This window comes from Microvirga sp. GN3 (genome assembly GCF_055792825.1).
Genome location: NZ_JBVVAK010000004.1, coordinates 44,876 through 70,083, shown reverse-complemented (window position 1 = coordinate 70,083; position 25,208 = coordinate 44,876). Strand labels below are relative to the sequence as shown.

Here is a 25,208-nt window from a genome sequence, read left to right as displayed (position 1 = left end):
GTCATTATTTAAATTTTACTACCAATTCCATATATTGGGGCAATATTCTCATCCGCGACCAGACAATCGGTTGGCCATCAATATCAATGTTGATGTTCGTCAGGATTGTAACAGGTTGCCCACGAGGCCTGCCAAAAAGCTTTGCATCAGTGCTTGAGAGGGCAGCGGACGTGATCCTTGTTTCGAGACGCTGGTATTGCGTGACGCCATATTCCTTCCAGGCGGAGGTGAAACTGCCACTCTCCTGGATAAACTCTTCTATTCCCTCGAAACGCGGGAGGGGAAAGTAGCTCGACGTCGCGGCTATTATCGCATCTTCCACGACTGTAACCGTGTCGATTCTTCGGGCGAAGTGATGAAGCGTCAAATGAAGATTTCCGGCAAGGTCCTTATCCAGGCGTACACGTTCCGAACCGGTATATCGTCGCTCTCCTACACGATGAATACTCCCGAGTGTTGCGGTCAACCGCGATGTTGCCCCGATGGGATGCACGACAAGGCGCTCCTTTACGAACGCTCCTTTGCCTTGTTCCACCCTGATGATGTTGCGCTCGCGAAGGACCGAAAGGGCGCGGCGAATCGTATTTCTGTGCACATCGAAACGAGCGGCGAGTTCAAACTCGCTCGGCAATCGCGCACTTGGCGGCCATTTACCCTCCTGAATTTCGGCTTCGAGAGCGCGCACGACGATGCGCCAGAGCGTAGTGGCTCCGCGTCGTTCTGACAAACTGGGGCGATCGGACGATTTCATCGGTCGACTTCTGCGTTTGGCTCGATATGGACCTTTATAGCGTATGAGGCCCGATCCAAGTTCTAAGTTGTAGGTACAAGTTGGCCAGAGGTCTACGCATTGTCATCACTTCGTCTCCCAAGCGGCCGACATCGCTGTTAAGACCGTTGCAATTGATGAACAGAGCGGGGCTCCATCCCATGACAGTTATTGAGGCTTGGCCTGGCCAGGATTGCCTAAACGAAAGCGGACATTCTGAAACCATATTAGCAAACGCCAGGATCGTCACCAACTCGGAGTGTTTTAGCGGAACCGTCAGGATCAAGAACGGCGTGATTGCCGACATCACTCGCGGCACATCGGCAGCCGCCAATGCATTAGATGTCAACGGGGATTTTCTGATCCCCGGCATCGTGGATGTTCACACCGACCATCTGGAAAAGCACATCCTACCCCGCGCCGGAATGACCTGGAATCCAGTGAGCGCGGCGATCGCCTATGATGCCCAAATCATTGCTGCCGGCACGACGACTGTTTTCGACTCCCTGACCGTGGGCGCAGTCGGGAACCCGGAACGGCAGCGCCTTTTGCCACTTATGATCGAAGGAATTCAGCGAGCACAGGCGCACCAAGCACTGAGGGCTGAGCATTTCCTGCACCTTCGATGTGAAGCGGAGGAGCCAAGTCTCCTCGATATCGTACCGGAATACCTCGATCGCCTGGATCTTCGCTTTGTGACGATCATGGATGACGGTCCTCACCGCAACCTCGAGCGCTTCCGCCGGATTCACACCTACAAGGGCCGAAGCGAGGCCGAAATTGAGGACATGATCGCGACAAAGAAATCCTCCTCGGATTGCAGCCGGTTCAACAGGAAGCGGCTCCTTGAAATGTGCTGGGAGCGCAAGATCGCTTGTGCAAGTCACGACGACACGACCGCTGACCATATAGAGGAAGCTGTGCGGGCTGGGTCAAACATCGCAGAGTTTCCCATTTCAATGGAAGCTGCGCGGGCGGCGCGCGCCGCGGGCATGACGGCCATCGTCGGCGGACCGAATATCGTCGCAGGACGATCGCACATTGGCAATGTTTCCGTGCGCGAACTCGCAGAACACCGGCTCTTCGACATTATTTGCTCGGACTACATCCCGGCAAGCCTACTGCGTGCCATCTGGTATCTCCCTACGCTGTCGAACGGACCGTCGCTCCCGGAAGCGGTCGCTATGGGAACCCTCAATCCGGCAAAAACCTTTGGTTTCTCCGACCGCGGCGAAATCGCGATCGGCAAGCGCGCCGATCTCGTGCAGGTCGCGGACATTGACGGTCCCGTTGTCCGTTCCGTGTGGCTTCGTGGCAGGCGGATGCTCTGAAGCACATGACTTTCACGGAAAAACACGATTTGGAGGCATCAATGAACCGCAGCCGCGAGGCCTGGATGACGACGCTCGCCAAAGCGCCGCTCGCCGAAATCGAACTTCATTGGGCAACGATACCCTCTCCCAAATTCGAATGGGTCCGCCGTCCTGAAGTGGGAATGATCATGCTCAGGGGGCGGATTGCGAAAGGAAATGCGCCGTTCAATGTCGGCGAGGCAACGATCACCAGATGCACAGTGCAGATTGAGAGCGGGGAAATCGGCGTCGCCTACGTGCTGGGAAGAAGCAAGCGGCATGCGGCGCTGGCGGCGTTACTTGACGCGCTGATGCAGAGGGAATCAGGGAACGGGGCCTCGACTGTCACGTCAATCGTGGACGCCCTTGATGGGCGCATTCGGGAAGCGGGCACCCGGGTCAAAAGTGAGACCTACTCCAGCAAGGTCGACTTCTTCATGTACGGACAGGGGGGATGACCCGAATGACTATGCGATCCTTGGCACGACAATTCGAAGACCCCATCCGTGACACTCAGCGGGCATTTCGGCAGCTTCTTAAGGCTCTTTCGCGCCCGGGAACAGCTGTGTCCCTCCGTCAGCCGATAGGCTATCCCCACCCGCTTAACGGCACGATGGCGGCGATCGCCCTGACCCTTCTCGATGGCGACTGCCCGTCCTGGCTGAGCCGGTCGATCGCGACTGACAACGTGCGCAACTACCTCCATCTTCACACGAACGCCTTGCTGACAGCCGGGCCGGATTCCGCGAACCTGGCCTTTGTCGGGGATACCGCGGAACTTCCTGCGCTGTCGTGCTTCAACCAAGGCGAAGCCTCGTCGCCGGAAAAGGCCACAACGGTCATCGTGCGCCTACCTTCGCTGTCGGGCGGACCGAAGGTTACCCTCAGTGGTCCGGGGATCGAGACAACTGCGGCTATCGCCCCTGCCGGACTACCTGACTGGTTTTGGCCCGAATGGAAAAAGAACGCGGCCAGGTATCCGCTTGGCGTGGACGTCTTTCTAGTTGACGACTTGCAAGTCGTCGGCCTTCCCAGATCAATAAAGGCTGAATGGCGATGATGATTACCTCCATCAAGGGCGGTGAGGCCGCGATTGCTGCGTCCCATAAGCTCATAGCGAAACGTCGGCGCGGCGATACGACGGTCGCCGAACTCACAGTCGAGCAGATCAGCCAGCAGATGTCCTTGGCGGTTGATCGTGTCATGAGCGAAGGTTCGCTCTACGATACGACCCTTGCAGCACTGGCGATCAAGCAGTCGGAAGGCGACCTGATCGAGGCGATTGCCCTTGTCAGATCGTTCCGCACCACGCTGAACCGCTTTGGCTATGGCGAACCGGTCGACACAGGAACGATGCTGGTCCGCAGAAGAATTGCCACGACCCACAAGGATGTCCCGGGCGGGCAGTTCCTTGGCCCGACATACGACTACACCCACCGTATCCTGGACTTCTCACTTCTGAATGGATCGAGTGAAGCGCCGTCCGCTCGCGTCATGAGCACCGAAGAGGAACTTTCCAATCTGAAAGAGTTAGACGAGGAGGGCGGCATCCTGGCGAGATCGGATATCATCGAGAGCGTCGAGGGAATCGCTCCTCGGGACGTCAATGACATAACGAGGGAACCGATCGCTTTTCCGTCGAAGAGAGACGAACGTCTGCAGACCCTGACGCGTGGTGATGAAGGGTTTCTCGTCGCACTCTGCTATTCGAGCATGCGCGGATACGGACGAAACCACCCCTTTGTAGCAGAACTTCGTTATGGCGATGCGGAAGTGTTTTTCGACGTCCCAGAAATCGGCTTGACGGTCGGTGTCGGTACCGTGCGCCTATCGGAATGCCAAACCATCCATTTGACACCCGGCAACGGTTCACGCGCTCCGCAGTTCACGCGAGGCTATGGACTGGTATTGGGTCAGGGCGAGAGAAAGGCGATTGCAATGGCCGTTCTCGACCGTTCCCTGCGAGCGGACGAGTTCGGCGAGGAGGCCGAATATCCGGCGCAGAACGAAGAGTTCGTCCTGTCTCATTCCGACAGCGTCGCAAGCTCTGGTTTGGTCCAGCATCTGAAGCTTCCGCACTACGTCGATTTTCAGGCCACCATGCAACTGCTCGAGCAGATGCGGGACGAATACATGAACAGGCGGTCGGAAGACTTTGCCGACGACCGGATGATCGAGGAGAACGAAATTGCAGACTGAAATCATCCTCGATGAAGACGACGGTTACAACTACGCCTATCTCGACGAAACGTCTAAGCGGATGGTCCGACGCGCGATTCTGAAAGCCGTCGCCGTTCCCGGATACCAAGTGCCCTTCGGAAGCCGTGAAATGCCGCTGCCTCCGGGTTGGGGAACCGGCGGGATGCAGGTCACGGCGAGCATCATCGGTTCAGACGATCGGCTGAAAGTGATCGATCAGGGTGCTGACGATACCGCGAATGCCGTGTCGATCCGCCAATTCTTCAACCAGGTCTCCGACGTCGCCACGACGGAGCGGACAACGGAAGCCACCGTCATTCAGACGCGACATCGAATTCCGGAAGACCCGCTCACCGAAGACCAGATCATCGTTTTTCAGGTGCCGAACCCCGAACCTCTCCGGCGGCTTGTGGCTCAGGAGGCCCTGACTAAGAAAATGCATTCCTTCGCGCGTTATGGGGCCATCTATGTGCAACTCTACGAGGACATCGCCCGCCATGGGGGAGTGTCGATCGTCACCGACTATCCCGTGATGGTCAACGGCCGCTACCTGGCGTCCCCTTCACCGATACCGAAATTCGATAATCCAAAGCTCAATCGCAGCCGCGCCTTGGCGCTGTTCGGGGCAGGACGCGAGCGAAGAATCCATGCCATCCCGCCTTTCACGGATGTGAAGAGCCTGGACTTCGCCGACCACCCGTTCACCGTCCAGCGGTGGAATGAGTGCTGCTCACTCTGTGGAGCGGCGGACAGCTACCTCGACGAAGTCTTGCTGGATGACAACGGAACGCGCGCTTTTATCTGTTCTGACACGTCATATTGCACGGACAGGCGCGAAAGGAACGAGCCATGAAACGGACATCGATGCAGGTCCTGAAAGTTGACTCTGTCCGCAAGGACTACGGGGGCATCTCGGCGTGCAGCGACGTCTCGCTGTCGCTTCGCAGAGGTGAGGTGCTCGGGATTGTCGGAGAGAGCGGCTCGGGGAAATCCACTCTTCTCAAGTGTTTGGCCGGCGCTGTGCGACCAAGTTCCGGAACCATTCATATTTCCAGCGGGGACGCGATGGCCGACCTGTGGGCGATGGACGAGGCGCTACGGGAACAGTTTCTCCCAACTGCTATTTCACTCATCCATCAGAATCCGAGAGATGGCATCCGGCTTAACGTCAGCGCCGGCGGCAACATCGCCGAACCGTTGCTGGTGAATGGCGAACGATATTACGTCACCCTCCGCGACACCTCCCTGAAATGGCTGGAACGGGTCAACATCGATGCCAACCGCATTGAGGACCTGCCCAGGACATTCTCCGGCGGGATGCAGCAGCGTCTCCAGATCGCCCGAGGACTGGCAACCCATCCGCGCCTGGTCTTGATGGACGAACCAACGGGTGGCCTCGACGTCTCGGTGCAGGCGAAGCTCCTGGACCTCATTCGCAATCTTGTACGCGAACTGGGCATTGCCGCGATTATCGTGACACACGACATCGGCGTGGCGCGACTTCTCGCGGATCGCCTGATGGTCATGCAACGGGGCCGGGTGATCGAGGAGGGTCTCACCGATCAGGTGCTCGACGATCCCCACCATCCCTATACACAGCTGCTTGTCTCGTCTGTCCTGCAGGTTTGAGACGGTAAGGAGGTTATCATGACCGTTCGCCTGCACGCCAAAGGCCTATCCAAAACCTTCACGCTCCACACGCAGGGCGGCGTCGCCCTGCCGGTCTTCAACAACATCGACCTTATGGTAAAAGGCGGCGAATGCGTCTGCCTGCACGGGCCCTCCGGCGCCGGCAAGTCGACACTGTTGCGCTCGCTTTATGCCAACTACAAGCCGGATGCCGGGCGGATCCTGGTCGAGCACCTTGGCGAAACAGTGGATCTTTTGGCGGCCGAGCCCTGGGAAGTCGTTGACATCCGCCGCAGCACCATCGGCTATGTCAGCCAGTTCCTGCGGGTCATTCCACGCGTCTCCGCCCTCGACGTCGTCGCCGAGCCGGCGATCGCCAATGGCATGCCGGCCAATGTGGCCAAGGCCCTCGCCAAAACCCTGCTTACCCGGCTGCGCATCCCGGAACGGCTCTGGTCGCTGGCGCCCGCCACCTTTTCCGGCGGCGAGCAGCAGCGCGTCAACATCGCCCGCGGCTTCATCGTCGATTATCCGATCCTGCTTCTTGACGAGCCGACCGCCTCGCTCGATGCCGCCAACCGCCAGACCGTAGTTGACCTGATCCGCGAGGCCAAGGCGCGCGGCACGTCCATTGTTGGCATCTTCCACGACGAGGAGGTACGCAATGCTGTTGCCGACCGCCTGTTCGAGGTGGGGAAAATCAGCGCTGAGGAAAGGCCTGAAATCAGTAGCCGACGCGGGGTTGCCGCCTGATGTCCAGCGAAGCTCGCTACGCGATTTACTACAGCCCGCCGGCAGAGCATCCCCTGACACGGGCCGCTGCTGAGTGGCTGGGACGAGATGCCTTCCGGACTGCCTGTGGCAGCGGTGCTGCGGATCTGGACGACCGGGTACGATCCATTACGACAGAACCCCGCCGGTACGGCTTCCACGCGACGCTGAAAGCCCCCTTTCGGCTCGCCGCCGGCCGACATATCGACGAGCTTGACGAAGCCCTCTTCCGCTTCGTCGCGGCCTGTCGGCCATGCCCGATCGGTCCGCTGCGGATTGATTTGATCAGCGGCTTCTTTGCGCTCGTGGCGGCCAGACCGTCACCGATGCTCCGTGCGTTTGCCTCCACCATCGTTGCAGCCTTCGACCCGTTCCGGGCTCCCTTGAGCGAAACGGAATTGCAGCGACGCCTGAGCCATTGTCTCGACGATACCGAGACCGCGCACCTGGTGCGCTGGGGGTATCCTTATGTGTTCGATCGGTTCCGCTTCCATCTGACGCTGACCGACAAGCTCTCGCCGGGGATGCAAGCGAAGGTGCGGCACCAGCTCGAGAAGCGGTTCGGAGCGCTGACGACGGAAGACTATGCCATTGATGCCTTGACGCTGTTCGAGCAGGCGCAGCCCGGCACGGACTTCGTCGTCCGCGCCCGCTTCCCGTTCAAGAGGGGAGGGTAGTGTGATGGCGAACCCTGGTTCACAGGGCCAGCTCGTCCTGGTCGTCGGCCCGAGCGGCGCCGGCAAGGATACATTGCTGACGCTGGCGCGGGAGCAGCTCGCCCGTGACGATCGTTTCCGTTTCGTGCGGCGCGTCATCACCCGCCCGGCCGGCGCCGGCGAGGACAGCGAATTCATGGCGGAGGAGGTCTTCCGCAAGCGTGTCGAGAAGGGCGCTTTCGCGTTGCATTGGCAGGCGCATGGTCTGTTCTACGGCCTCCCGAACACGATGGACGAATGGCTGGCCCATGGACACGTTGCGGTCGCCAACGGATCGCGCGCCGTCCTGCCCGAAGCCCGGCGCAAATATCCCTGTCTGATGATTGTGAACGTCACCGCGCCACCCGCGGTGCTGGCCGAACGGCTGAGGAACCGCGGCCGTGAAGCAGGCGAGGGGGTGTCAGGCCGCTTGATGCGTAGCGTTGCATTCGAGATCAGCGGGCCGGATGTCGAAGAGATCGACAACGCAGGTCCGCCGGCTATCGCCGCGGACTGCTTGATTCAGGCCCTTCGTCGATGCGTTCAGAACTGATGGGGAAAGAACGATCTTCGGCGCGAGGTCCGAAGTGCGCTGCGTCCTTCGCAGACCTGACGGCTTTCGGAGCAGAGCGTGCCCGGCTGACAGAAGGAAGGCCGGTATCCGGCCATTTGTCGGAACCGAGATTGGCGGGGCAAAGCCAGGGCAGCCGCAATGTCGCGCTCTCCTCGATCCAGGAGGCTTGCATGACCGCAATCCGGCTCTTTGGGAGTGGTGTCACTGACGCCTGTCGCGGGTGAGGGTGGGCGGATGGGGAAGGGCATTGATCACATAGAGCTTCGCCATTTGCGCTATTTCCTCGCCGCATCCGAGCACACGAGCTTCCGCAAGGCGGCCCTGGGAGACCGCTCAAACACCAAGATCCAAGCTGCATTCAGCCATTGTGCGGGTCTTTTGGTCAGTTTACTGACCCACGTTCTTGCTACGTACTGCGTTAGCATGTGTTTGGGAGCAGATCTTGTTCCGGCCTCATCCTGGCGCGGGAACTGATGGCCCGGGTGACGGCGAAGACCCGTAGCAACTCGAAACTGCCGGAGTTGGTCGAGCTGTTCCTCTCGCGGCCGCTGGTGACGGCGCCGCTCGGAGCCAAGCTCTTGAAGGTCACCCCTAAAGCGATTGATCTGATGCTGGCGCAGCTCGGCGGCGCTCTCCCGCGCGAGATCACCGGACGCACCCGCTACCGCGCCTGGGGCATCGTGTGAGGCCAATCTCCGGGATCTCGTCGGTCAATAACGGAACAATGCTCTTTCGCTGTTTACCTATTCGTATTCCGTTGTTTCCCGGACCGACCGCCTCGTGCAATCTTCCGGGGGCTCTGATAGAGCATTGACTTGACCCTAGGCAGCCGCACCCGCTTTAGCCCAGTCCCGGAACGCTCGAGCGCCTGTGCCGACACAGGACATCAAAGACATTGGATAGCCAGGCATCGCCGTTGTCGCCATTCCGACATCGTATTTTCCTTGCCATTTGGATTGCAAGTCTCGCCTCCAACTTCGGAGGGCTGATCCAGTCGGTCGGCGCCGCCTGGCTCATGACCTCGATCGGCGCTTCGGCTGAACTAGTGGCTCTGGTGCAAGCATCGATCACGCTGCCGATCATGCTATTCTCGCTTATGGCCGGCGCCATCGCCGATAATTTCGACCGGCGCAATCTGATGCTGGCCGCGCAAATCTTCCTGCTCGTTGTCTCGATCGCCCTGACCCTCTGCACCTATTTCGGTCTGATAACGCCCTGGCTTCTGCTTGCCTTCACCTTCCTGGTTGGCTGCGGGACAGCCTTCAACGGTCCGGCCTGGCAGTCTCTCGTCGGCGAGATGGTGCCCCGGTCGGACCTGCCGGCCGCGATCGCCCTCAACAGCATGGGCTTCAATATCGCGCGCAGCGTCGGACCTGCCATTGGCGGGATGATCGTTGCGACGGTCGGCGCCTTCGCCGCCTTTGCCACTAATGCCATCAGCTCCGTCGGGTTGATCGTTGTGCTGATGCGATGGCGGCCGGCAATCCCGCCTAGAACCCTGCCGCCGGAATCACTCAGGGCGGCCATGGCAGCGGGAATCCGTTATGTGGCCATGTCGCCCAATCTTGGGGTCGTGCTGTTGCGTGGCGCAGCCTTCGGACTGGCGGCCGTTGCCGTTCAAGCCCTGATGCCACTCATCGCCCGAGATCTGATCCACGGGGGCCCCCTCATTTATGGTTTCCTGCTCGGCGCCTTCGGCGCCGGTGCGATCGGTGGGGCCTTTCTAGTCATGCCTCTGAGCCAGGCGCTGTCACTCGAGGCCCTCGTGCGCCTGGCCTTTGCCAGCTTTGCAATCTGCGCGACTGTGGCAGGGCTCAGCCCCCTGTTGCCTCTGACCATGGCCGCAATGGCCCTTGGAGGCGCAAGCTGGGCCGTGGCGCTCTCGAGCTTTAATACGACTATCCAGCTGTCCTCGCCGCGCTGGGTCGTTGGCCGCGCCCTCGCGCTCTACCAGATGGCGACCTTCGGCGGCATGACCTTTGGCAGCTGGCTCTGGGGCGCTGCCGCCGAGCGCTACGGCACCGCGGACGCTCTGCTCGTCTCAGCGGTTACGCTGGTCGCCGGAGCGGTGCTGGGCCTGAAGTTTAGGCTGCCGGAACTAACAACGCTGAACCTTGATCCTCTCAACCGGTGGACCAAGCCTGACATCGCGGTCGACATTCGCCCCCGCAGCGGACCGATTGTGATCACGATCGAATACGTCATCCGTCCGCAGGATGTGGTGGCGTTTCTCGCGGTCATGGCGGAGCGGCGGCGGATCCGGCGCCGTGACGGAGCGCGCCACTGGACCTTGCTGCGGGATCTCGAGGACCCGGCGGTGTGGGTGGAACGCTACCACAGCCCCACGTGGGTGGAATACGTGCGGCACAACCAGCGCATGACTCACGCCGATGCAGCCGTCAGTGAACGCCTGCGAGCGCTTCACCAAGGGCCTGGTCAGCCGCGGGTGCATCGCATGATTGAGCGTCAGACAGGGGGGCTGATCGCCGACGATACCTCGCCGACCAGCAATGTGGCCGACCTTTGAGGGGGATGCGCAAGTTTTGTGCCCCCACTTCACCCTCAGACAACTGTTTCCAGTGTGCTGAATCGCACCGGGATCACGGTTCATGAGCTGATCTGCCTGCCTTCGGCCTTGTCGATGACGGTGAGCTGTTGTGTTTCCTCGGGACCAAGGGGCAGTAGCATCGTGAGCATCCGCGGAAGACCGCGGAATCTTGTATGCATCCGAGGAAGGACGCGGGATAAAGCCTCGCGTAACTGGGATCCTGGCTAATCTGTGTGCGGGTTTAAGCGCCGGGTTTTTGTGATGCGGCGGCGTCCCTGCGAGCCTCGATGATGTATTTGAGGTTGTTGATGCCATCTTCGGTAAAGAGGACAATGTGCTCGGTCAATTCGCAGGCCGGAAAGGTGTCGTAGGCACTGAGGCAGCCGTCTTCCGAGAACATTTCGATGGAGCACTCGTGCAGGAAGTCCTCGTCTTCACCGAGCATTTCAGCCACGTATTTCAGCGTGTACAGAGTTGAGTTGCGATATCCCATTCGTCGATCCCTTTTCTGTCAGGCGGCCAGCTGAGGAGCGGGCTTCAGGGCCAGCCGTCGGCTTTTCCATTCCCAGGGAAGCAATTCATGCAGGCGGGCGACAGGAAGATCGGCGATCCGGGCCAGCACGTCGGCGAGCCAGGCTTTTGGATCGACGTCGTTGAGACGACAGGTCGTGATGAGGGTGAGCATGACGGCGGCACGATCGGCCCCGCGCTGGGAACCGGCGAAGGTCCAGTTGCGGCGCCCCAGGGCGATCCCTCTCAACGCCCGTTCGGCGGCATTGTTCGTGAGACAAACCCGGCCATCTTCCAGGAAACGGGCAAAGCCGCTCCAGCGCTTCAGCATGTAATCAATGGCTCCGATCACCTCGGACGATCGGGTGAGCGTGGCACGCTCCCGTTTCAGCCACTCGTGCATGTCATCGAACAGCGGCTTGCTTTTCTCCCTCCGCACAGCCAGTCGTTCTGCGGCGCTCAAGCCGTTGATCTGACGCTCGATTTCAAACAACGCGTCGAACCGTTTGACGGCTTCCAACGCGATGGGGGAGATCGGCCTGCCGTTTCTTTTGCCATCCCGAGCACTTTTCTCGATATCGGCCAGTTCAAAGAATTTCCGCCGCGCATGCGCGTGGCAGAAGGCAAAGGTAATGGGCACTGCTTTCTGTTCGGCAACACTGATCGGCTCGAAGCCATTGTAACAGTCACTCTGCAGAATGCCGCCATACCCGACCAGGTGTTTCTGCGGATGTTCGCCGCGACGGTCACTCGAAGCATAATAGACCGCTGCCGGAGCCGTGCCGCCCCGAAGGGCTGGTCATCTCGCACGTAGCTCCAGATGCGCCCGGTTGTACATTTGCTTTTGGCTCGGATGGGAATGGTCGTATCGTCGCCGTGAAGGCGCTCGGCCGCAAAGACATGCTTCTCGATCAGGTCAAAGACCGGCATGAGAGCGGCGGTTCCAAACCCGACCTGATCGGCCAGCGTCGAGGTCGAAAGCGCGATGCCTTCGCATGTGAACCGGGCGCTCTGGCGATTGAGCGGACTGTGCATGCCGAACATGTCGAAGAGGATCGTCGCCAGCAGATGAGGGCCGATGAAGCCGCGCGGCGTGGCATAAAACGGCGCCGGCGGCTGGCTGATCGCCTCGCAATCCCGACAGCTGAACTTTTCCCGGACCGTCTCGATCACTTTGAACCGACGCGGGATCTCCTCCAACGTCTCGGTGATGTCCTCGCCCAGTTTCGACAGGCGCGAGCCACCGCAGCATGCACAGGTAGCCGGGGGATCGATCACCACGCGTTCGCGCTCGATATCCTCCGGCCAGGGCTTTCGTACCGGCCGCCTGCGCACAAAAGAGCGCCCGTTTGATCTCCTGGCCGCGGCCGCCTGCGCCGCAACCTCATCCTCCGTCGCAGCCATCACCAGTTCTTCGAGCTGCAATTCCAGCTGGTCGATCAGCCGTGCCGCGCGCTCGGAACGCTGGCCGCGCAGTTCGCGCTTCAGCTTTTCGATCGCCAGTTCCAGACGGGCGATCAGTGCCTCGCTGTCGGACAACCTGGCCTGCGCCTTGGCGGCTTGCGCCACCGCCATGTCCCTCTCGGCGACAACGACATCCCGTTCCGCCTGCAACACCTCACGCTCGGAAAGCAGCGCCAGATAGGCGCTCGCAAGCTCTTCTGGAAGATCGACAGGCATCGACGGCATGACGCCATTCGATCAGAATTTCCCTGTATTTTCAATCGAATAATGCTACCCGACCCGTGTCGGACGCCAGGTTTCCTAAGGATTGCGCCAGTCGATTCCGGACAGCAAATAAGACAGCTGCGCAGGGGATATCGCCACCACGCCGCCTTCCATGTTTGGCCAGATAAACCGGCCTCGCTCCAGTCGCCGGGTAAAAAGGCAAGCCCCCAAACCATCATGCCAGATAATTTTGATCACGTCAGACCGGCGGCCCCTGAAGCAGAACAAATGACCACCGAGCGGCTCATGCTTCAACACCTCCTGCACCTGCAGGGCCAGTGATGGAAAGCCGCGTCGCATATCGGTATAGCCCGTTGCCAGCCATACCTTTACACCCGGGCTCATCGGAAACAGGTTCATCATCGGAGAGTTTCCAACCCGCGCATGACCCGCAGCAACACCTCCACATCGACATCCCGGTCAACAATCACACGCCGGGCATTCGCGGTGACGACCTCCATACGGCTGCTCGGTTGTGTCGTTCCTTCCGCTGGCCAAGCCAGCGTCGAATGTTTGACGGACGCCTGATAGTCCGGAACGATAACGGCGGGAACGAACCCTTCAAACGAGCCGCCAAGCCTGCCCTCTCGCGCCGCCTTGCGCCAGCTGTTCAATTGCCAGCGGGTGATCCCGTGTCGGCGCGCAGTAACCGTCACCTGCCGGGAGCCGGAATAGCTCTCCGCAACAATCGCTCGCTTTGCCTCATCGCTGAAGCGGCGACGGCGACCACTTTCCACAATCTCCAGGCGGCTGATTTGCTGCTGGCTGTCTCCAATAATGTCCATGGCTAGAATACCGGCTATATTGACGTCCATATAGCCAGTCCTCTTCCAAATCCATCAATCGGACAAGACGGCCCTGCTCGGCTTTTAATTACCCATAGATTTGCGCTCCGATCCTGGCGCCGAGTTCGATATCCATCAGGCGCGAAAGTCCTCTCCACATGACGGTGTTGCCGGGCGGCGGATCATGCCCACGGGCGAGATGGCCGCCCATGCGAGCGATCTTGGTCAGATAATGCGAGAGTGTTTTTCTCCGCAGCAACACTTGGCCCTTGTCTCTCACCAGCTCGTCAAGCAGGTCGATTTCCAGCCCCGTCAAGGCCAACTGCGGCGGCACGTGCGGAATGACGCGATTGAGCATCGTCATCCAGAAGATCCGCCAGCTCAGGATGCAGTAGATGCTGAGCAGGTTCACCAGTCGCTCGGCCGTTCTCAGCTTGGTCTCCTCAGCCCGGCAGCCGGATTTGAGGATCTTGTGGAACAGCTCGACCTTCCAGCGCATGGCGTACCAGTCGAGCATCTGGATCGCGTCCGCGCGGGATCGCACCGGCAGATCCGTGATCAGCTTCCAGTCAATCCGCGCCCGGTCCTTCGGCGTGTGACGTTCCTGCGCGTGGACCACCGTCAGGGTAAGGGCCGGAGAGCGCTTCTGTTTGCCGATCGGCGGCAGAACATGGATCCGGCGGTATCTCAGTTCAACGACCGCAGGGCTGACAGCACCTTTTGGGCTGCGAACTTCAACCTGATGCCGTCCTTTGACCTTCACCTCCTGCATCTCGTCGGCGATGGTGTGTTGCCCGTCACCCGCCAGCCGATCCACGCAGGTCCGGACCAGAAAGTGCGTGCCCAGAGCATGAGCCGTGCAGAAGAATTCGTAGATGTCATTCTCGCGGTCGCCGATATGGATGCAGCGCTCAGGAGCACCGAACAGCGCCACAGATTGCTTCAGGCACTCCAGCCAGCGGATACTCTCTTTCTGGTCGATCGGCACCCGGGTCGGGTTGATCCTGCGCTTGAGCTCCTTGGTGCCCTTGAACTGGGCTCTCGTCCAGAACTTGATGGCGGAAAGCCCGAGTGGCAGCCCCTCTGCGGTCACGGCCAGGCAGGAGATCATCAGCAGCCCGCAGACTGTGCATCCTGTAGCGACCTTCCTTGTCGCGCCCGCTGTTGACCCGGCAGGTGGACCCAATCCGCCGGGGTTGCGCGCGCTGGTAGGACAGTTCCGTTGTGTCCTGAATGACCAGGATGGGTCCATCGACTGCGGCAAAGCGGGTGCGGGTCGCCTGGAAATGGCCTTGAAGGATCTCGTGTTCGGAGACCTTGGGATTGGACAGGAAGCGATAAGCGGCCTTGGTGTTGGCCCAGTCCTGGCAGGCCAGCGGAAGGCTGCCGCCGATGGCACCGGCCATGTGGGTCAGGAGCTTACGCAGGCGCTGGTCAAGACGGTTGTCCCGAAAGCTGCAGCCAGCGAGTTCCCGCTCGACCCAGGAGACGGCTTCAGCCGCATCGTTAATGAGGTGGGGTGCTGGGAGCGAGGCCCTCGTCATGGCCCGGCTCCCTTGCGGCCGTGGCCCAGCAGACAACGGACAGTCTGATCAGGGCTCAACCCACAGGGATGGGCGAGATCACGCAAGAGCTGAGAGAGAACTCGGCCCATGAGACGCCTCTCATAGACAATGAGGTGCTCGATAAGGAATCACGATGTGGGCTGGTCAGGCAAGCGCGGCGGATCAGACCAAAAATGTGGGTAATTGAAAGCCTGCTCGGATGGGTACGGAATCTTTGACCGTGGCGCGGTAAAGTGGGCGCACGGAGATCGACGAGGCGGTTCTCGCCCTGATGTGGTTGACGCTGCACGATGAGCGCCGGGCCTGGGAGAGCTTTGATTGAAGCGCAACCGGTCGGCTCTTCCAGAAGGCCGGCATGCAGCCACTGCGACAGAGGACCGGCCTCCAGGCCGACACGGGTGAGCGGCAGGTTTAGGCTGGCGAGGAAGGTCTCAAGCGCCTCGGATTCGCTGGCGATCTTCGCCTCGCGGAAGATTTGTCCTGAGGCATCAAGGATGCAGACGCTGCTCAGTTCCAAAGACACGTCGATTCCGGCATAGTCGTCCATGGCTGTCCCTCATGATGTTTGGGGCCAACCAATCGGACTCCGTGTCTACATCTTCACTCTGAAGGGCAGCCACCCCGCTCCGCTGCTGCGCAAGTGGCAGGCCTATTACATCATCTAGGACGATCTTTCATCAGCTCGGATGCGAGATGCACAAGGACTTGGCGCAACCATTTGTGTCCCGCATCGTGATCGAAGGATGCGTGCCACAGAAGTGAGATCGAAATGGTCGATAGAGCCACCGGCGGTGGGCTAAGGCTTAAATTGAAGGTGTTAGCAAGTAGCCGCGCCGGCATCGCATGCATCGTAGCAATAGATGGTGCTTGAGCAACCAGGATTGGGATACTCATAAATCGAGGTGTCGTGAGAGCAATTCTGCGCGTCAGTCCGATTTGAGCTAACGCCGCATCTACAACACCATATTCTCCATGTCGTAGGCTAGTGAGGATATGTGGGAACCGGAGATAATCCCCCATAGATATTGGGGTCATCGCTTCTACTAGTGCCGAATTGAAGAGGCATAGATAAGAGTCAGTCAAGAGAATCCGTGACCTATGGTGAGTCTGAGCCATACCGAACGGCCCTATTCCGATCCCAAAATCGATATGGTTCAGGTCTAGCTCTTCGAGCACGGTTTCAGGATCAATAGTGTGCATTCTAAGTCTTACCCCCGGAGCCAGGTCTGTTAGGAACGCCAATAACTTAGGAACAAGCAAAACTTCAACGCTGTCGGGAAGCGCTATCCGAAAGCTACGTTCCGCTGTCTGAGGGTCAAAACTGGAGTCGCTCCTTATCAGCGACTGCACATTCAGCAGGACAGTCTGCAAGGGGCCTAGAAGCGCCTCAGCCCGTGGCGTGCGCCGCATACCATGAGGTGCACGAGTTAGGAGTTCGTCACCGAACACTACACGCAGGCGCGCCAAGTTGTGGCTCATCGCAGACTGGCCTAAACCAACGATCTGGGCCGCTCGTGTGACACTCTGTTCGGTGAGCAGAGCATCAAGTGCAACAAGTAAGTTCAGATCCAGCTTTGATAGATTAACGTGATCGATGATCATCATTGATGCGATCAATTTGATTAATAGCGATAGCTAAGTTATCCGAATTTAACGAGATTTCTAGTTAGTTTCGGAGCTAACAGCGCTCCCCGTGTCCGAGCCAACTGGCCCCGTGTCCGAGCCAACTGGCTACTAAACCATCCTTTGGAGTATCGCATGGAAACCAGGGCCGCCGTGGCGTGGGAGGCTGGCAAGCCGCTCACCATCGAGACCATCCGCATCGAGGGACCCAAAGCCGGCGAGGTGCTCGTGGAGGTGATGGCCACCGGGGTGTGCCACACCGATGCCTATACCTTGTCGGGTCTCGACTCCGAGGGCAAGTTCCCGGCGATCCTCGGCCATGAGGGCGCGGGCATCGTGCGCGAGGTCGGCGCAGGCGTCACGACGCTGAAAGTCGGCGATCACGTGATCCCGCTCTACACGCCCGAGTGCCGCAGCTGCAAATCCTGCCTGTCGCGCCGCACCAATCTCTGCACCGCGATCCGTTCCACGCAAGGGCAGGGCCTGATGCCGGACGGCACGAGCCGCTTCCGCTGCGATGGCGAGACCGTGTTCCACTACATGGGCTGCTCGACCTTCGCGAACTTCACAGTCCTGCCGGAGATCGCGCTCGCCAAGGTGCGCGAGGACGCGCCATTCGACAAGATCTGCTACATCGGCTGCGGCGTCACCACCGGCATCGGCGCGGTGATTTACACCGCGAAGGTGTGGCCCGGCGCGAACGTGGTGGTGTTCGGCCTCGGCGGCATCGGTCTCAACGTGATCCAGGGCGCGCGCATGGTCGGCGCCGACAAGATCATCGGCGTCGACATCAACCCGGCCAAGGTCGAGATGGCCAAGAAGTTCGGCATGACCGACTTCATCAACCCGAACGAGATCGGCAACGACAAGGTCGTGCAGGCCATCGTCGATCTCACGGGCGGCGGTGCAGATTTCTCGTTCGATGCCACCGGCAACACGGATGTGATGCGTCAGGCCCTCGAATGCTGCCACCGCGGCTGGGGCGAGAGCATCATCATCGGCGTGGCGGAGGCCGGCAAGGAAATCGCGACACGTCCGTTCCAACTCGTCACCGGCCGCGTCTGGAAGGGCACGGCCTTTGGTGGTGCGCGTGGGCGCACGGATGTGCCAAAGATCGTCGACTGGTACATGGAGGGCAAGATCAACATCGACGATCTGATCACCCACACCATGCCGCTCGACGAAATCAACACCGCTTTCGACCTGATGCACGAAGGCAAGTCGATCCGCTCGGTCGTGATCTATTGATCAGGCGACCTATTCGCGCTCTAAGCAGATCTGGTGCCACTCAAGTACCCAGCATGGGCGCGATGTCTTACGATCCAGCTTCATAGTCTCGAGGATAGAGACTACAGGCAAATAACGGAGGTTTTGATGGCAAAGGGCTCGATACATCCCGCTGTTGACGATGGCGTTCGTAAGCCTTCCACAGCCTTCAATGGGGGAACCCTTGTATGCAACTGTGTTGATAATCCTGTAAAAATACAGATCGACGGTGGGATATTACACAACCATGCCTGCGGTTGCACAAAGTGCTGGAAGCCCACTGGAGCAACATTCTCGATTGTGGCAGTCGTACCACACGACAAGATTATGATCTTAGAGAATAGTGATAAGCTGCAGGTAGTTGACGAAGCAACCCTGATCCGAAGGCACGCGTGCAAAGTGTGCGGGGTTCATATGTACGGGCCTGTGGAGCGGGAGCACGCATTCAAAGGGCTAGCATTTATCCATCCGGAGCGGTTCGAGAGCGCAGAGTGGCCAGAGCCGGAATTTGCAGCATTCGTCTCGTCTGTAATCGAGTCTGGCATCGATCCTTCTCAAACGAGCGAAATCCGAGGACGCCTGCGAGAACTCGGGCTTGAGCCTTACGACTGTCTTTCGCCTAGCTTGATGGACTATCTAGCATCTTGGACAGCGCGGAAGAACGGCATTCTTACGTAACGATGACGTCGTTGCTGACATTGCGGTCGGGCCATTAAGAAGGCAATTTTAAAGCAGCAACATTCATGGACGAGATCTCAACGGTCAAATCATTCGGTGGGATACAGCATGTATTCTCACATCGATCTGATGTTTGCTCTTGCACTATGAAGTTTGCTGCTTTCATTCCACCGCAGGCGAACGAGCGCAAGGCACCGGTAGTGTGGTTCCTCTCCGGCCTCACCTGCACGGAGGAGAACTTCACCGTGAAAGCGGGCGCGCAGCGCGTGGCCGCGCAGCTCGGCATCATCCTCGTCGCGCCCGACACCAGCCCGCGCAGCGAGGGCGTGCCGGACGATCCAGAGGGCGCCTACGATTTCGGCCTCGGCGCCGGCTTCTACGTGGATGCCGTGCAGGAGCCTTGGGCGAAGCACTACCGCATGCGCTCCTACATCGAACGCGAGCTGCCGGAACTGATCGCCGAGAACCTTCCGGCGGACATGGACCGGCAGGGTATCACCGGCCACTCCATGGGCGGACACGGGGCGCTCACCATTGCGCTGCGCAACCCGGCCCGCTTCAAGGCGGTCTCGGCCTTCGCGCCCATCGCCTCGCCGATGAACTGCCCCTGGGGCGAGAAGGCCCTGTCGAACTATATCGGCCCCGACCGCTCGGCCTGGCGCGACTACGATGCTTGCGCGCTGATCGAAAGCGGTGCACGCCTCGCCGACCTCCTGGTGGACCATGGCACGGCTGACAGCTTCTTGGACAGCCAGCTCAAGCCTCAGCTCCTGGAGGCGGCCTGTGCCAAGGCGGGTCAGCCCTTAACGCTACGGATGCAAGACGGCTACGACCATTCCTATTTCTTCATTGCCACCTTCATCGAGGACCATCTGCGCTGGCATGCGGAGCGCCTAAGAACCTAGAAAAGTCAGATACACAAGTGAGAGCTGGCTCGGGAAATTTGAACAGTAAGATAAGTGGAGTTTCCGCCTGACTGCAGCCAAAATGGCTGCCGAACAGGAGAAACCATGAGCAAGCGACTCCGCCGCAATCACTCACCGGCCTTCAAGGCCAAAGTGGCCCTGGCTGCCGTGAAGGGTGAGAAGACTCTGGCCGAGTTGGCGCAACAGTTCGATGTCCATCCCAACCAGATCACCCAGGGGAAAGCCCAGCTCCTCGACGGAGCAGCCGACGTGTTCGGGGCCGAGAAGGCTGCAGCCGCAAACCCACCTGTGGACGTGAAGACGCTGCATGCCAAGATCGGCGAGCTGACCCTGGCCAACGATTTTTTGGAAAGCGCGCTCGCCAAAGCCGGAGCGTGGCCGAGCGCAAAGCGATGATCGACCGCGCGCATGCCCTGCCGCTAACCCGGCAAGCCGAGGAACTCGGAATCAGCCGAGGCAGTCTCTATTATGCCCCGCAGCCGGTCTCAGCGGCTGATCTGGCCGTCATGCGACGGATAGATGAACTGCATCTTGAGTTCCCATTCGCGGGCAGCCGGATGCTGCGCGATCTCTTGGTCGCCGAGGGCTTCACGGTTGGGCGCCTGCATGTCTCCACGCTGATGAAGCGGATGGGCATCGAGGCGCTCTATCGCAAGCCCAATACATCCAAGCCGGGACCGGGCCACCAGATCTATCCGGATCTGTTGCGCAAGCTGCCGGTGACGCGACCGAACCAGGTCTGGGCTATGGACATCACCGACATCCCCATGGCGCGCGGCTTTGTCTATCTGGCGGCGGTGGTCGACTGGTTCAGCCGGCGGGTTCTGGCCTGGCGGCTGTCCATCACGCTGGAGGCAGCGTTCTGCATCGAGGCGGTGGAGGAGGCGCTGGCCCGCTATCGTCGGCCGGAGATCTTCAACACGGATCAAGGCAGTCAGTTCACCAGCCACGACTTCACCAGCGTGCTGCTCAAGAATGAGATCGCGATCAGCATGGATGGCAAGGGGGCCTGGCGCGACAACGTGTTTGTCGAGCGCCTGTGGCGCAGCATCAAATACGAGGAGGTCTATCTGAAAGCCTACGACAGTGTCGCTGAGGCCCGCACTTCGATCGATCGGTATCTAACCTTTTACAATGGTCGGAGGCCCCATTCCAGCCTTGACCGGAGCACGCCCGATCAGGCCTACTTTACCCCGCTGCCGCAGCTTGCGGCAGCCTAACCCCGGCAGACGCTCCACTTAGCCAGCCGAAAACGCTGTTCAGACAAATCGAGCCACCTCACTCCGCCACACCGATCCGATCGTTCATAGGATCGCTCATGCATGAATGAGGCGTCCTCTTCTTGTTATGCGACAAAGAGATTTCGACCTGAATTGAGCAAGCCTTCAATTGTGTCATCGGCCTACAAAGGCCTAACGCAGAACACAAGAACGTACGAATTGGGCCCGGGAGTTCGAACTTTTTTCGAGGCGTCAGTTATCCCTCTATTGCCTTACCCGGCTAGCACGTCTAGATTAGTAGTCTAGCCTAGACGTATGATTTCGCGGGTTTTCGGCTTCTGATGTTGGCACTCGTAGCAAGCCACGCATCTAACAGCCACGGGAGCACAGCATGGAAGAGACCAAAACATTGGATTCGGCCCACTCAATTGATGAGCCTATGCGCCAGACGGATCCATCCCTGCCGAAGGGCTCCATAAATCTAAGCGGCAATCTTCCTCCGATTCTACCAGAGGTTTTCGAACCTATCCTCCGCCATGCCCTGGATTCCATCGTAAAAAATCGGTCGCTCAGTGAGATTGTCGGATCACATCGGTTCATGGGAAATGAGCAAGACCGTTGCGCTGGGGCTCGTTTTGCGGCCCTTAGGTTAGGCCAAGAACCATCGGCAGACCGTGTCGTAGTAACGAACGGGACGCAAAGCGCTCTTGATCGTCTATTTGACGCCATTGTTGGTCAAAATGGAATCCTCGCCGTCGAAGAACTCACCTATCCTGCCATTAAGCCGATAGCGGCACGGCTAGGAATATCCCTTTATCCAGTGCGTATCGATGAACAAGGTATCGATCCGGATGATTTCGCCCGGGTCTGTGAAACCGTCAAGCCAAGGGCCTTCTATACTTTACCGACGCTCCACAACCCGACGACAGTGACGACGCCACTTGAACGTAGGCATACGATAGCTGCTACGGCACGGAAGAACGGCGTCGCCTTTATCGAGGACGATATTTACAGCCTCCTTCCCACGGACGCTCCACCACCATTTTCGGCGATAGCTCCCGACCTCGGCTGGTACGTGCTGGGAACCGCAAAGGGAGTCACGCCCGGGTTGAAGGTGGCTTATGTCGTCGCCCCAACCAGAAAGAATTCTGAGGCGGCATTCTGGCCGGCAACACGTTCAACATACTGGATGCCCGCGCCACTTAACGCCGAGATAGCATCCGCATTAATAAACGGGAACGCCATCATCGAAATGATATCTGCCTTGAGATCAGAAATGATCGAGCGACATGCAATATGTGCCGAGATACTCGCCGACGTGCCATTTAGCACCAATTTCGGAGCGCTTAACATACTACTTCGGATGCAACGGCCGGGACTGCGCATGGAACTAGCCACGGCGGCAGCCGAAAAAGGGGTCATTGTCGGAATGATCGACAGCTTTGTCGTTGGTGATCGGGTTGCTCCAGAGGCAGCCCGAATTGGTATCGGAACTGTCCTCACGAGAGATCAACTTCGTCATGGGCTCACCATCGTACGCGACAGCTACCGAGCGCTTCTAAAGTGAAGAATTGCTAGAACTTCACGGGATGGCGGCGCTAGCGAAGATTCAGTGCCGTCCATCGCCCGACCCGCTCTTGCAGTCCACTGGACATTTCTCGCTCCCATAATTCAGTACTCTACGCGAAATCGGAACCACGCACGATCTGGCGAACCACTCGCAGCGAATCGGGAAATCCGGCGCGCGTGTTCACCAGGATCGTGATGAAGCAGCCAACCAGCTCGAACAGAGCTGGCTCGGGAAGTTTGAACAGCGGGATAAGTGGAGTTTCTGCCTGACTGCGGCCAGAATGGCTGCTGAACAGGAGAAACGATGAGCAAGCGACCGCGCCGGAACCACTCTCCGGCTTTCAAGGCCAAAGTGGCCCTGGCCGCCGTGAAGGGCGAGAAGACCCTAGCCGAACTGGCCCAGCAGTTCGACGTGCACCCCAACCAGATCACTCAGTGGAAGGCCCAGCTCCTCGACGGAGCCGCCGGGGTATTCGGGCCTGAGCCCAAGGCGGGAGCTGACGCCCCTCCGGTGGATGTGAAGACCCTGCACGCCAAGATCGGCGAGCTGACGCTGGTCAACGATTTTTTGGAAAGCGCGCTCGGCAAAGCCGGAGTGTGGCCGAGCGCAAAGCGATGATCGACTGATCGCATGCTCTGCCGCTGACCCGGCAAGCCGAGGAGCTCGGGATCAGCCGGGGCAGCCTCTATTATCGACCGCAGCCTGCCTCGGCGGCCGATCTGGCCCTGATGCGGCGGATGGACGAGTTGCATCTGGAGTATCCGTTTGCGGGCAGCCGGATGCTGCGCGATCTCCTGCGGGCGGAGGGCTTCACGGTCGGACGCCTGCATGTCTCTACTTTGATGAAGCGGATGGGCATCGAGGCGCTCTATCGCAAGCCCAACACCTCCAAGCCGGCGCCAGGACATCAGATCTATCCTTATCTCCTGCGCAAGCTGTCGGTGACGCGCCCTAATCAGGTGTGGGCCATGGACATTACGTACATCCCCATGGCGCGGGGCTTCGTCTATCTGGCAGCGGTGGTCGACTGGTTCAGCCGGCGGGTTCTAGCCTGGCGGCTGTCGATTACCCTGGAGGCAGCCTTCTGCATCGAGTCTGTGGAGGAAGCCTTGGCCCGCTACGGCAGGCCAGAGATCTTCAACACCGATCAGGGCAGCCAATTCACCAGTCATGACTTCACCAGTGTGCTGCTCAAGAACAAGATCGCGATCAGCATGGACGGCAAGGGCGCCTGGCGCGACAACGTCTTTGTCGAGCGCCTGTGGCGCAGCATCAAATACGAGGAGGTGTATCTGAAAGCCTATGACAGCGTATCCGAGGCCCGCGCTTCGATTGGCCGCTATATGACCTTTTACAATGGCCGGAGGCCTCATTCGAGCCTTGACCGGAGCACGCCCGATCAGGCCTACTTCAATTCGCTGCCGCAACGCGCGGCAGCGTAACCCCGGCAGACGCTCCACTTAGCGAACCGAAAACGCTGTTCAGACAAACCGAGCCACCTCAGTCGTCCCCTTGACAGTTCGGCTTGGAAATTGAGAAATCCCGATTCAGTGACATTAATTGTGCTGCGATAATATGGAGCTAAGCTTGGAATTGAAGGCGTGGCCGCGACCGCAATGAATAGCTCGAGGTGCAACGATCGTTACGAGATCGAAACATTGCAAGCACGGGCTAGATGTTGTCCACCCATGCTCGATCCCATCGCAATTAAGTTACTTTAGTAGCCTCCTTGAAGTGATTGTTTCGTTTGACGCCGCGGCAACAAATTTGGCTCACTCAGAGACAGTGAAGTTACCGGATATACTACCATCTTTAGGATGAATAATAGCCAGCAGTCCGCACCCAGGTTAGTTTTACCAGTCACCCAAGAAGTCTGAATGCCTCCCTGCCATATGGCCGTAGGCAACACGAGCGAGATGACCGGCACCTCATATGAAGATGATCCGTGGCAGCTCTGGTGACGATGCGGGGCGACAATATTTGAGGGCTTTATGACAACCGACCTTAACTACTTCCTCTAGAGGATACTGTTTAGGAGACTCATCTGCAGGCTCGCAAGGGCCCTTAAGGACTACGCGGACGCATCGAGCGGGATGTGGGCCGCTGCCAAATTGAGGACGGCCGAATAGCCCACAGGAACCCCACCATCTGCGGCCATTGCTTCTAGCAAATGACACCAAAAGGAATGCGTATATGTCGACTCCACAAGGATATGGTATGCTGGGACGGGACCGATATCGGCCCTAATAACAATGGCTTCCAGCTGCATAACGTGTGCCTGAGCGACATCCAGATCGTCAAAACTTCTTTGACTAAGGTCCACAGCGCACACCTTCGCAAAGATATCTGATGCTCGATCACCGACGACCAGCATCCAAGCCAAGCTGTCTGAGTATGGCATGGCATATACATGACGTTCTTTGCGCTCGCGCGACCAAGTGGTATCGATCCGCTCGACAAGAGCGCTCTTGCCGAACAAGTCACTTAGGACGAGAAGGCTGCCGACCCCAAGCTGTACCACTAGAGCACCATTGTTCTGCCTGACTGCCCGGTTCGGCTTGCTAGGGATCAAGATGCCATGCTTGCTTAGCCACTCTACACTGTCTTTCCCTCTAAAGCCGGTGCGCGGCATTACCGAAAGGTCCGACAGTCCAAGGCGTCGCGCCGCATGGGACTCCTCGGCGCGGCAACCGAAGTCAGTAGCTATCTCACCGCCGCAGACTTCAGCAAAATTAGCTTTGGACGAGACAAGAGTTTGAGCGAGAAGGCTTCGCCGTAAATAAGTTTTAGGTGCTAGCAT

Annotated in this window: 24 protein-coding genes and 3 pseudogenes; 17 read left to right on the top strand and 10 right to left on the bottom strand. The window is 59.1% G+C overall.

Going from position 1 to position 25,208, the window contains the following annotated elements:
- Positions 1–4: 4 nt before the first annotated feature.
- Complete coding sequence (locus ACS5Q1_RS03465; RefSeq protein WP_473096886.1) at positions 5–751, bottom strand: GntR family transcriptional regulator; 747 nt, start codon at positions 749–751, stop codon at positions 5–7.
- 179 nt (positions 752–930) lie between these two features.
- Here ACS5Q1_RS03465 and ACS5Q1_RS03460 point away from each other — a divergent pair, with 179 nt between their 5' ends.
- From ACS5Q1_RS03460 to ACS5Q1_RS03410, 11 genes are all read left to right on the top strand, one after another.
- Positions 931–2,100, top strand: a complete 1,170-nt coding sequence (locus ACS5Q1_RS03460; protein ID WP_473096885.1) for an alpha-D-ribose 1-methylphosphonate 5-triphosphate diphosphatase — start codon at positions 931–933, stop codon at positions 2,098–2,100.
- A 41-nt stretch (positions 2,101–2,141) separates the two neighbouring features.
- The gene (phnG, locus tag ACS5Q1_RS03455) at positions 2,142–2,579 is read left to right on the top strand and encodes a phosphonate C-P lyase system protein PhnG (protein ID WP_473096884.1); all 438 of its coding nucleotides are present in this window, start codon (positions 2,142–2,144) and stop codon (positions 2,577–2,579) included.
- On the top strand, positions 2,576–3,181 hold the full coding sequence (phnH, locus tag ACS5Q1_RS03450) for a phosphonate C-P lyase system protein PhnH (protein WP_473096883.1): 606 nt from the start codon (positions 2,576–2,578) through the stop codon (positions 3,179–3,181). The genes phnG and phnH overlap by 4 nt, the downstream gene beginning before the upstream one ends.
- On the top strand, positions 3,181–4,320 hold the full coding sequence (locus ACS5Q1_RS03445) for a carbon-phosphorus lyase complex subunit (RefSeq protein WP_473096999.1): 1,140 nt from the start codon (positions 3,181–3,183) through the stop codon (positions 4,318–4,320). The genes phnH and ACS5Q1_RS03445 overlap by 1 nt, the downstream gene beginning before the upstream one ends.
- On the top strand, positions 4,310–5,173 hold the full coding sequence (locus ACS5Q1_RS03440) for an alpha-D-ribose 1-methylphosphonate 5-phosphate C-P-lyase PhnJ (RefSeq protein WP_473096882.1): 864 nt from the start codon (positions 4,310–4,312) through the stop codon (positions 5,171–5,173). Before ACS5Q1_RS03445 ends, ACS5Q1_RS03440 begins: the two co-directional genes overlap by 11 nt.
- Positions 5,170–5,949: a phosphonate C-P lyase system protein PhnK gene (phnK, locus tag ACS5Q1_RS03435; protein ID WP_473096881.1), complete on the top strand. Its 780-nt coding sequence runs from the start codon at positions 5,170–5,172 to the stop codon at positions 5,947–5,949. Before ACS5Q1_RS03440 ends, phnK begins: the two co-directional genes overlap by 4 nt.
- An 18-nt stretch (positions 5,950–5,967) precedes the next feature.
- On the top strand, positions 5,968–6,702 hold the full coding sequence (gene phnL, locus ACS5Q1_RS03430; RefSeq protein WP_473096880.1) for a phosphonate C-P lyase system protein PhnL: 735 nt from the start codon (positions 5,968–5,970) through the stop codon (positions 6,700–6,702).
- Entirely contained in the window at positions 6,702–7,397 is a 696-nt protein-coding gene (locus ACS5Q1_RS03425; protein WP_473096879.1) for a DUF1045 domain-containing protein, read from the top strand. The genes phnL and ACS5Q1_RS03425 overlap by 1 nt, the downstream gene beginning before the upstream one ends.
- 4 nt (positions 7,398–7,401) lie before the next feature.
- A complete protein-coding gene (gene phnN, locus ACS5Q1_RS03420; protein ID WP_473096878.1) occupies positions 7,402–7,968 on the top strand; it encodes a phosphonate metabolism protein/1,5-bisphosphokinase (PRPP-forming) PhnN in 567 nt (188 codons plus the stop codon).
- Between the two features lie 494 nt (positions 7,969–8,462).
- Positions 8,463–8,675 (top strand): helix-turn-helix domain-containing protein, encoded by a 213-nt coding sequence (locus tag ACS5Q1_RS03415; protein WP_473096877.1) that lies wholly within the window; start codon positions 8,463–8,465, stop codon positions 8,673–8,675.
- A gap of 182 nt (positions 8,676–8,857) precedes the next feature.
- Positions 8,858–10,516, top strand: a complete 1,659-nt coding sequence (locus ACS5Q1_RS03410) for an MFS transporter (RefSeq protein WP_473096998.1) — start codon at positions 8,858–8,860, stop codon at positions 10,514–10,516.
- A 262-nt stretch (positions 10,517–10,778) separates the two neighbouring features.
- Here the strand turns inward: ACS5Q1_RS03410 and ACS5Q1_RS03405 are convergent, their stop codons facing one another.
- The 8 genes and pseudogenes from ACS5Q1_RS03405 to ACS5Q1_RS03370 all read right to left on the bottom strand — a co-directional run bounded on the left by ACS5Q1_RS03405 (position 10,779) and on the right by ACS5Q1_RS03370 (position 16,730).
- Positions 10,779–11,030: a hypothetical protein gene (locus ACS5Q1_RS03405; protein WP_473096876.1), complete on the bottom strand. Its 252-nt coding sequence runs from the start codon at positions 11,028–11,030 to the stop codon at positions 10,779–10,781.
- A gap of 18 nt (positions 11,031–11,048) precedes the next feature.
- Positions 11,049–12,736, bottom strand: a protein-coding gene (gene tnpC, locus ACS5Q1_RS03400; protein ID WP_473096875.1) for an IS66 family transposase whose coding sequence is annotated in 2 segments (ribosomal slippage) — positions 11,049–11,830 and positions 11,830–12,736 — 1,689 coding nt in all. Because the reading frame shifts where the segments join, the coding sequence is not laid out codon by codon here.
- A gap of 75 nt (positions 12,737–12,811) precedes the next feature.
- Positions 12,812–13,138, bottom strand: a complete 327-nt coding sequence (gene tnpB / locus ACS5Q1_RS03395; RefSeq protein ID WP_473096874.1) for an IS66 family insertion sequence element accessory protein TnpB — start codon at positions 13,136–13,138, stop codon at positions 12,812–12,814.
- Entirely contained in the window at positions 13,135–13,560 is a 426-nt protein-coding gene (gene tnpA, locus ACS5Q1_RS03390; protein WP_473096997.1) for an IS66-like element accessory protein TnpA, read from the bottom strand. Before tnpA ends, tnpB begins: the two co-directional genes overlap by 4 nt.
- Positions 13,561–13,648: 88 nt before the next feature.
- Positions 13,649–14,671: an IS4 family transposase gene (locus ACS5Q1_RS03385; RefSeq protein ID WP_473096873.1), complete on the bottom strand. Its 1,023-nt coding sequence runs from the start codon at positions 14,669–14,671 to the stop codon at positions 13,649–13,651.
- Between the two features lie 262 nt (positions 14,672–14,933).
- Positions 14,934–15,104 (bottom strand): annotated as a pseudogene (locus tag ACS5Q1_RS03380) (IS4/Tn5 family transposase DNA-binding protein); the annotation flags it as partial.
- Between the two features lie 367 nt (positions 15,105–15,471).
- Positions 15,472–15,672 (bottom strand): annotated as a pseudogene (locus ACS5Q1_RS03375) (IS110 family transposase); the annotation flags it as partial.
- A 110-nt stretch (positions 15,673–15,782) separates the two neighbouring features.
- Positions 15,783–16,730 (bottom strand): LysR family transcriptional regulator, encoded by a 948-nt coding sequence (locus ACS5Q1_RS03370; RefSeq protein ID WP_473096872.1) that lies wholly within the window; start codon positions 16,728–16,730, stop codon positions 15,783–15,785.
- A 153-nt stretch (positions 16,731–16,883) separates the two neighbouring features.
- Here ACS5Q1_RS03370 and ACS5Q1_RS03365 point away from each other — a divergent pair, with 153 nt between their 5' ends.
- The 6 genes and pseudogenes from ACS5Q1_RS03365 (at position 16,884) to ACS5Q1_RS03340 (ending at position 23,850) form a co-directional block, all read left to right on the top strand.
- Entirely contained in the window at positions 16,884–17,996 is a 1,113-nt protein-coding gene (locus ACS5Q1_RS03365) for an S-(hydroxymethyl)glutathione dehydrogenase/class III alcohol dehydrogenase (protein ID WP_473096871.1), read from the top strand.
- Positions 17,997–18,122: 126 nt separating this feature from the next.
- A complete protein-coding gene (gene gfa, locus ACS5Q1_RS03360) occupies positions 18,123–18,692 on the top strand; it encodes an S-(hydroxymethyl)glutathione synthase (RefSeq protein ID WP_473096870.1) in 570 nt (189 codons plus the stop codon).
- Positions 18,693–18,757: 65 nt separating this feature from the next.
- Positions 18,758–19,597 (top strand): S-formylglutathione hydrolase, encoded by an 840-nt coding sequence (gene fghA / locus ACS5Q1_RS03355; RefSeq protein WP_473096869.1) that lies wholly within the window; start codon positions 18,758–18,760, stop codon positions 19,595–19,597.
- 105 nt (positions 19,598–19,702) lie between these two features.
- Positions 19,703–20,838 (top strand): IS3 family transposase gene (locus ACS5Q1_RS03350; protein WP_473096868.1). Its coding sequence is split into 2 segments (ribosomal slippage): positions 19,703–19,967 and positions 19,967–20,838, totalling 1,137 coding nucleotides; the frame shifts between segments, so codons are not numbered across the junction.
- Positions 20,839–21,229: 391 nt separating this feature from the next.
- A complete protein-coding gene (locus ACS5Q1_RS03345; protein WP_473096867.1) occupies positions 21,230–22,405 on the top strand; it encodes an aminotransferase-like domain-containing protein in 1,176 nt (391 codons plus the stop codon).
- 306 nt (positions 22,406–22,711) lie between these two features.
- Positions 22,712–23,850 (top strand): annotated as a pseudogene (locus tag ACS5Q1_RS03340) (IS3 family transposase).
- A 629-nt stretch (positions 23,851–24,479) separates the two neighbouring features.
- On the opposite strand, the gene ACS5Q1_RS03335 reads toward ACS5Q1_RS03340, so the two are convergent.
- The gene (locus ACS5Q1_RS03335; protein WP_473096866.1) at positions 24,480–25,208 is read right to left on the bottom strand and encodes a hypothetical protein; all 729 of its coding nucleotides are present in this window, start codon (positions 25,206–25,208) and stop codon (positions 24,480–24,482) included.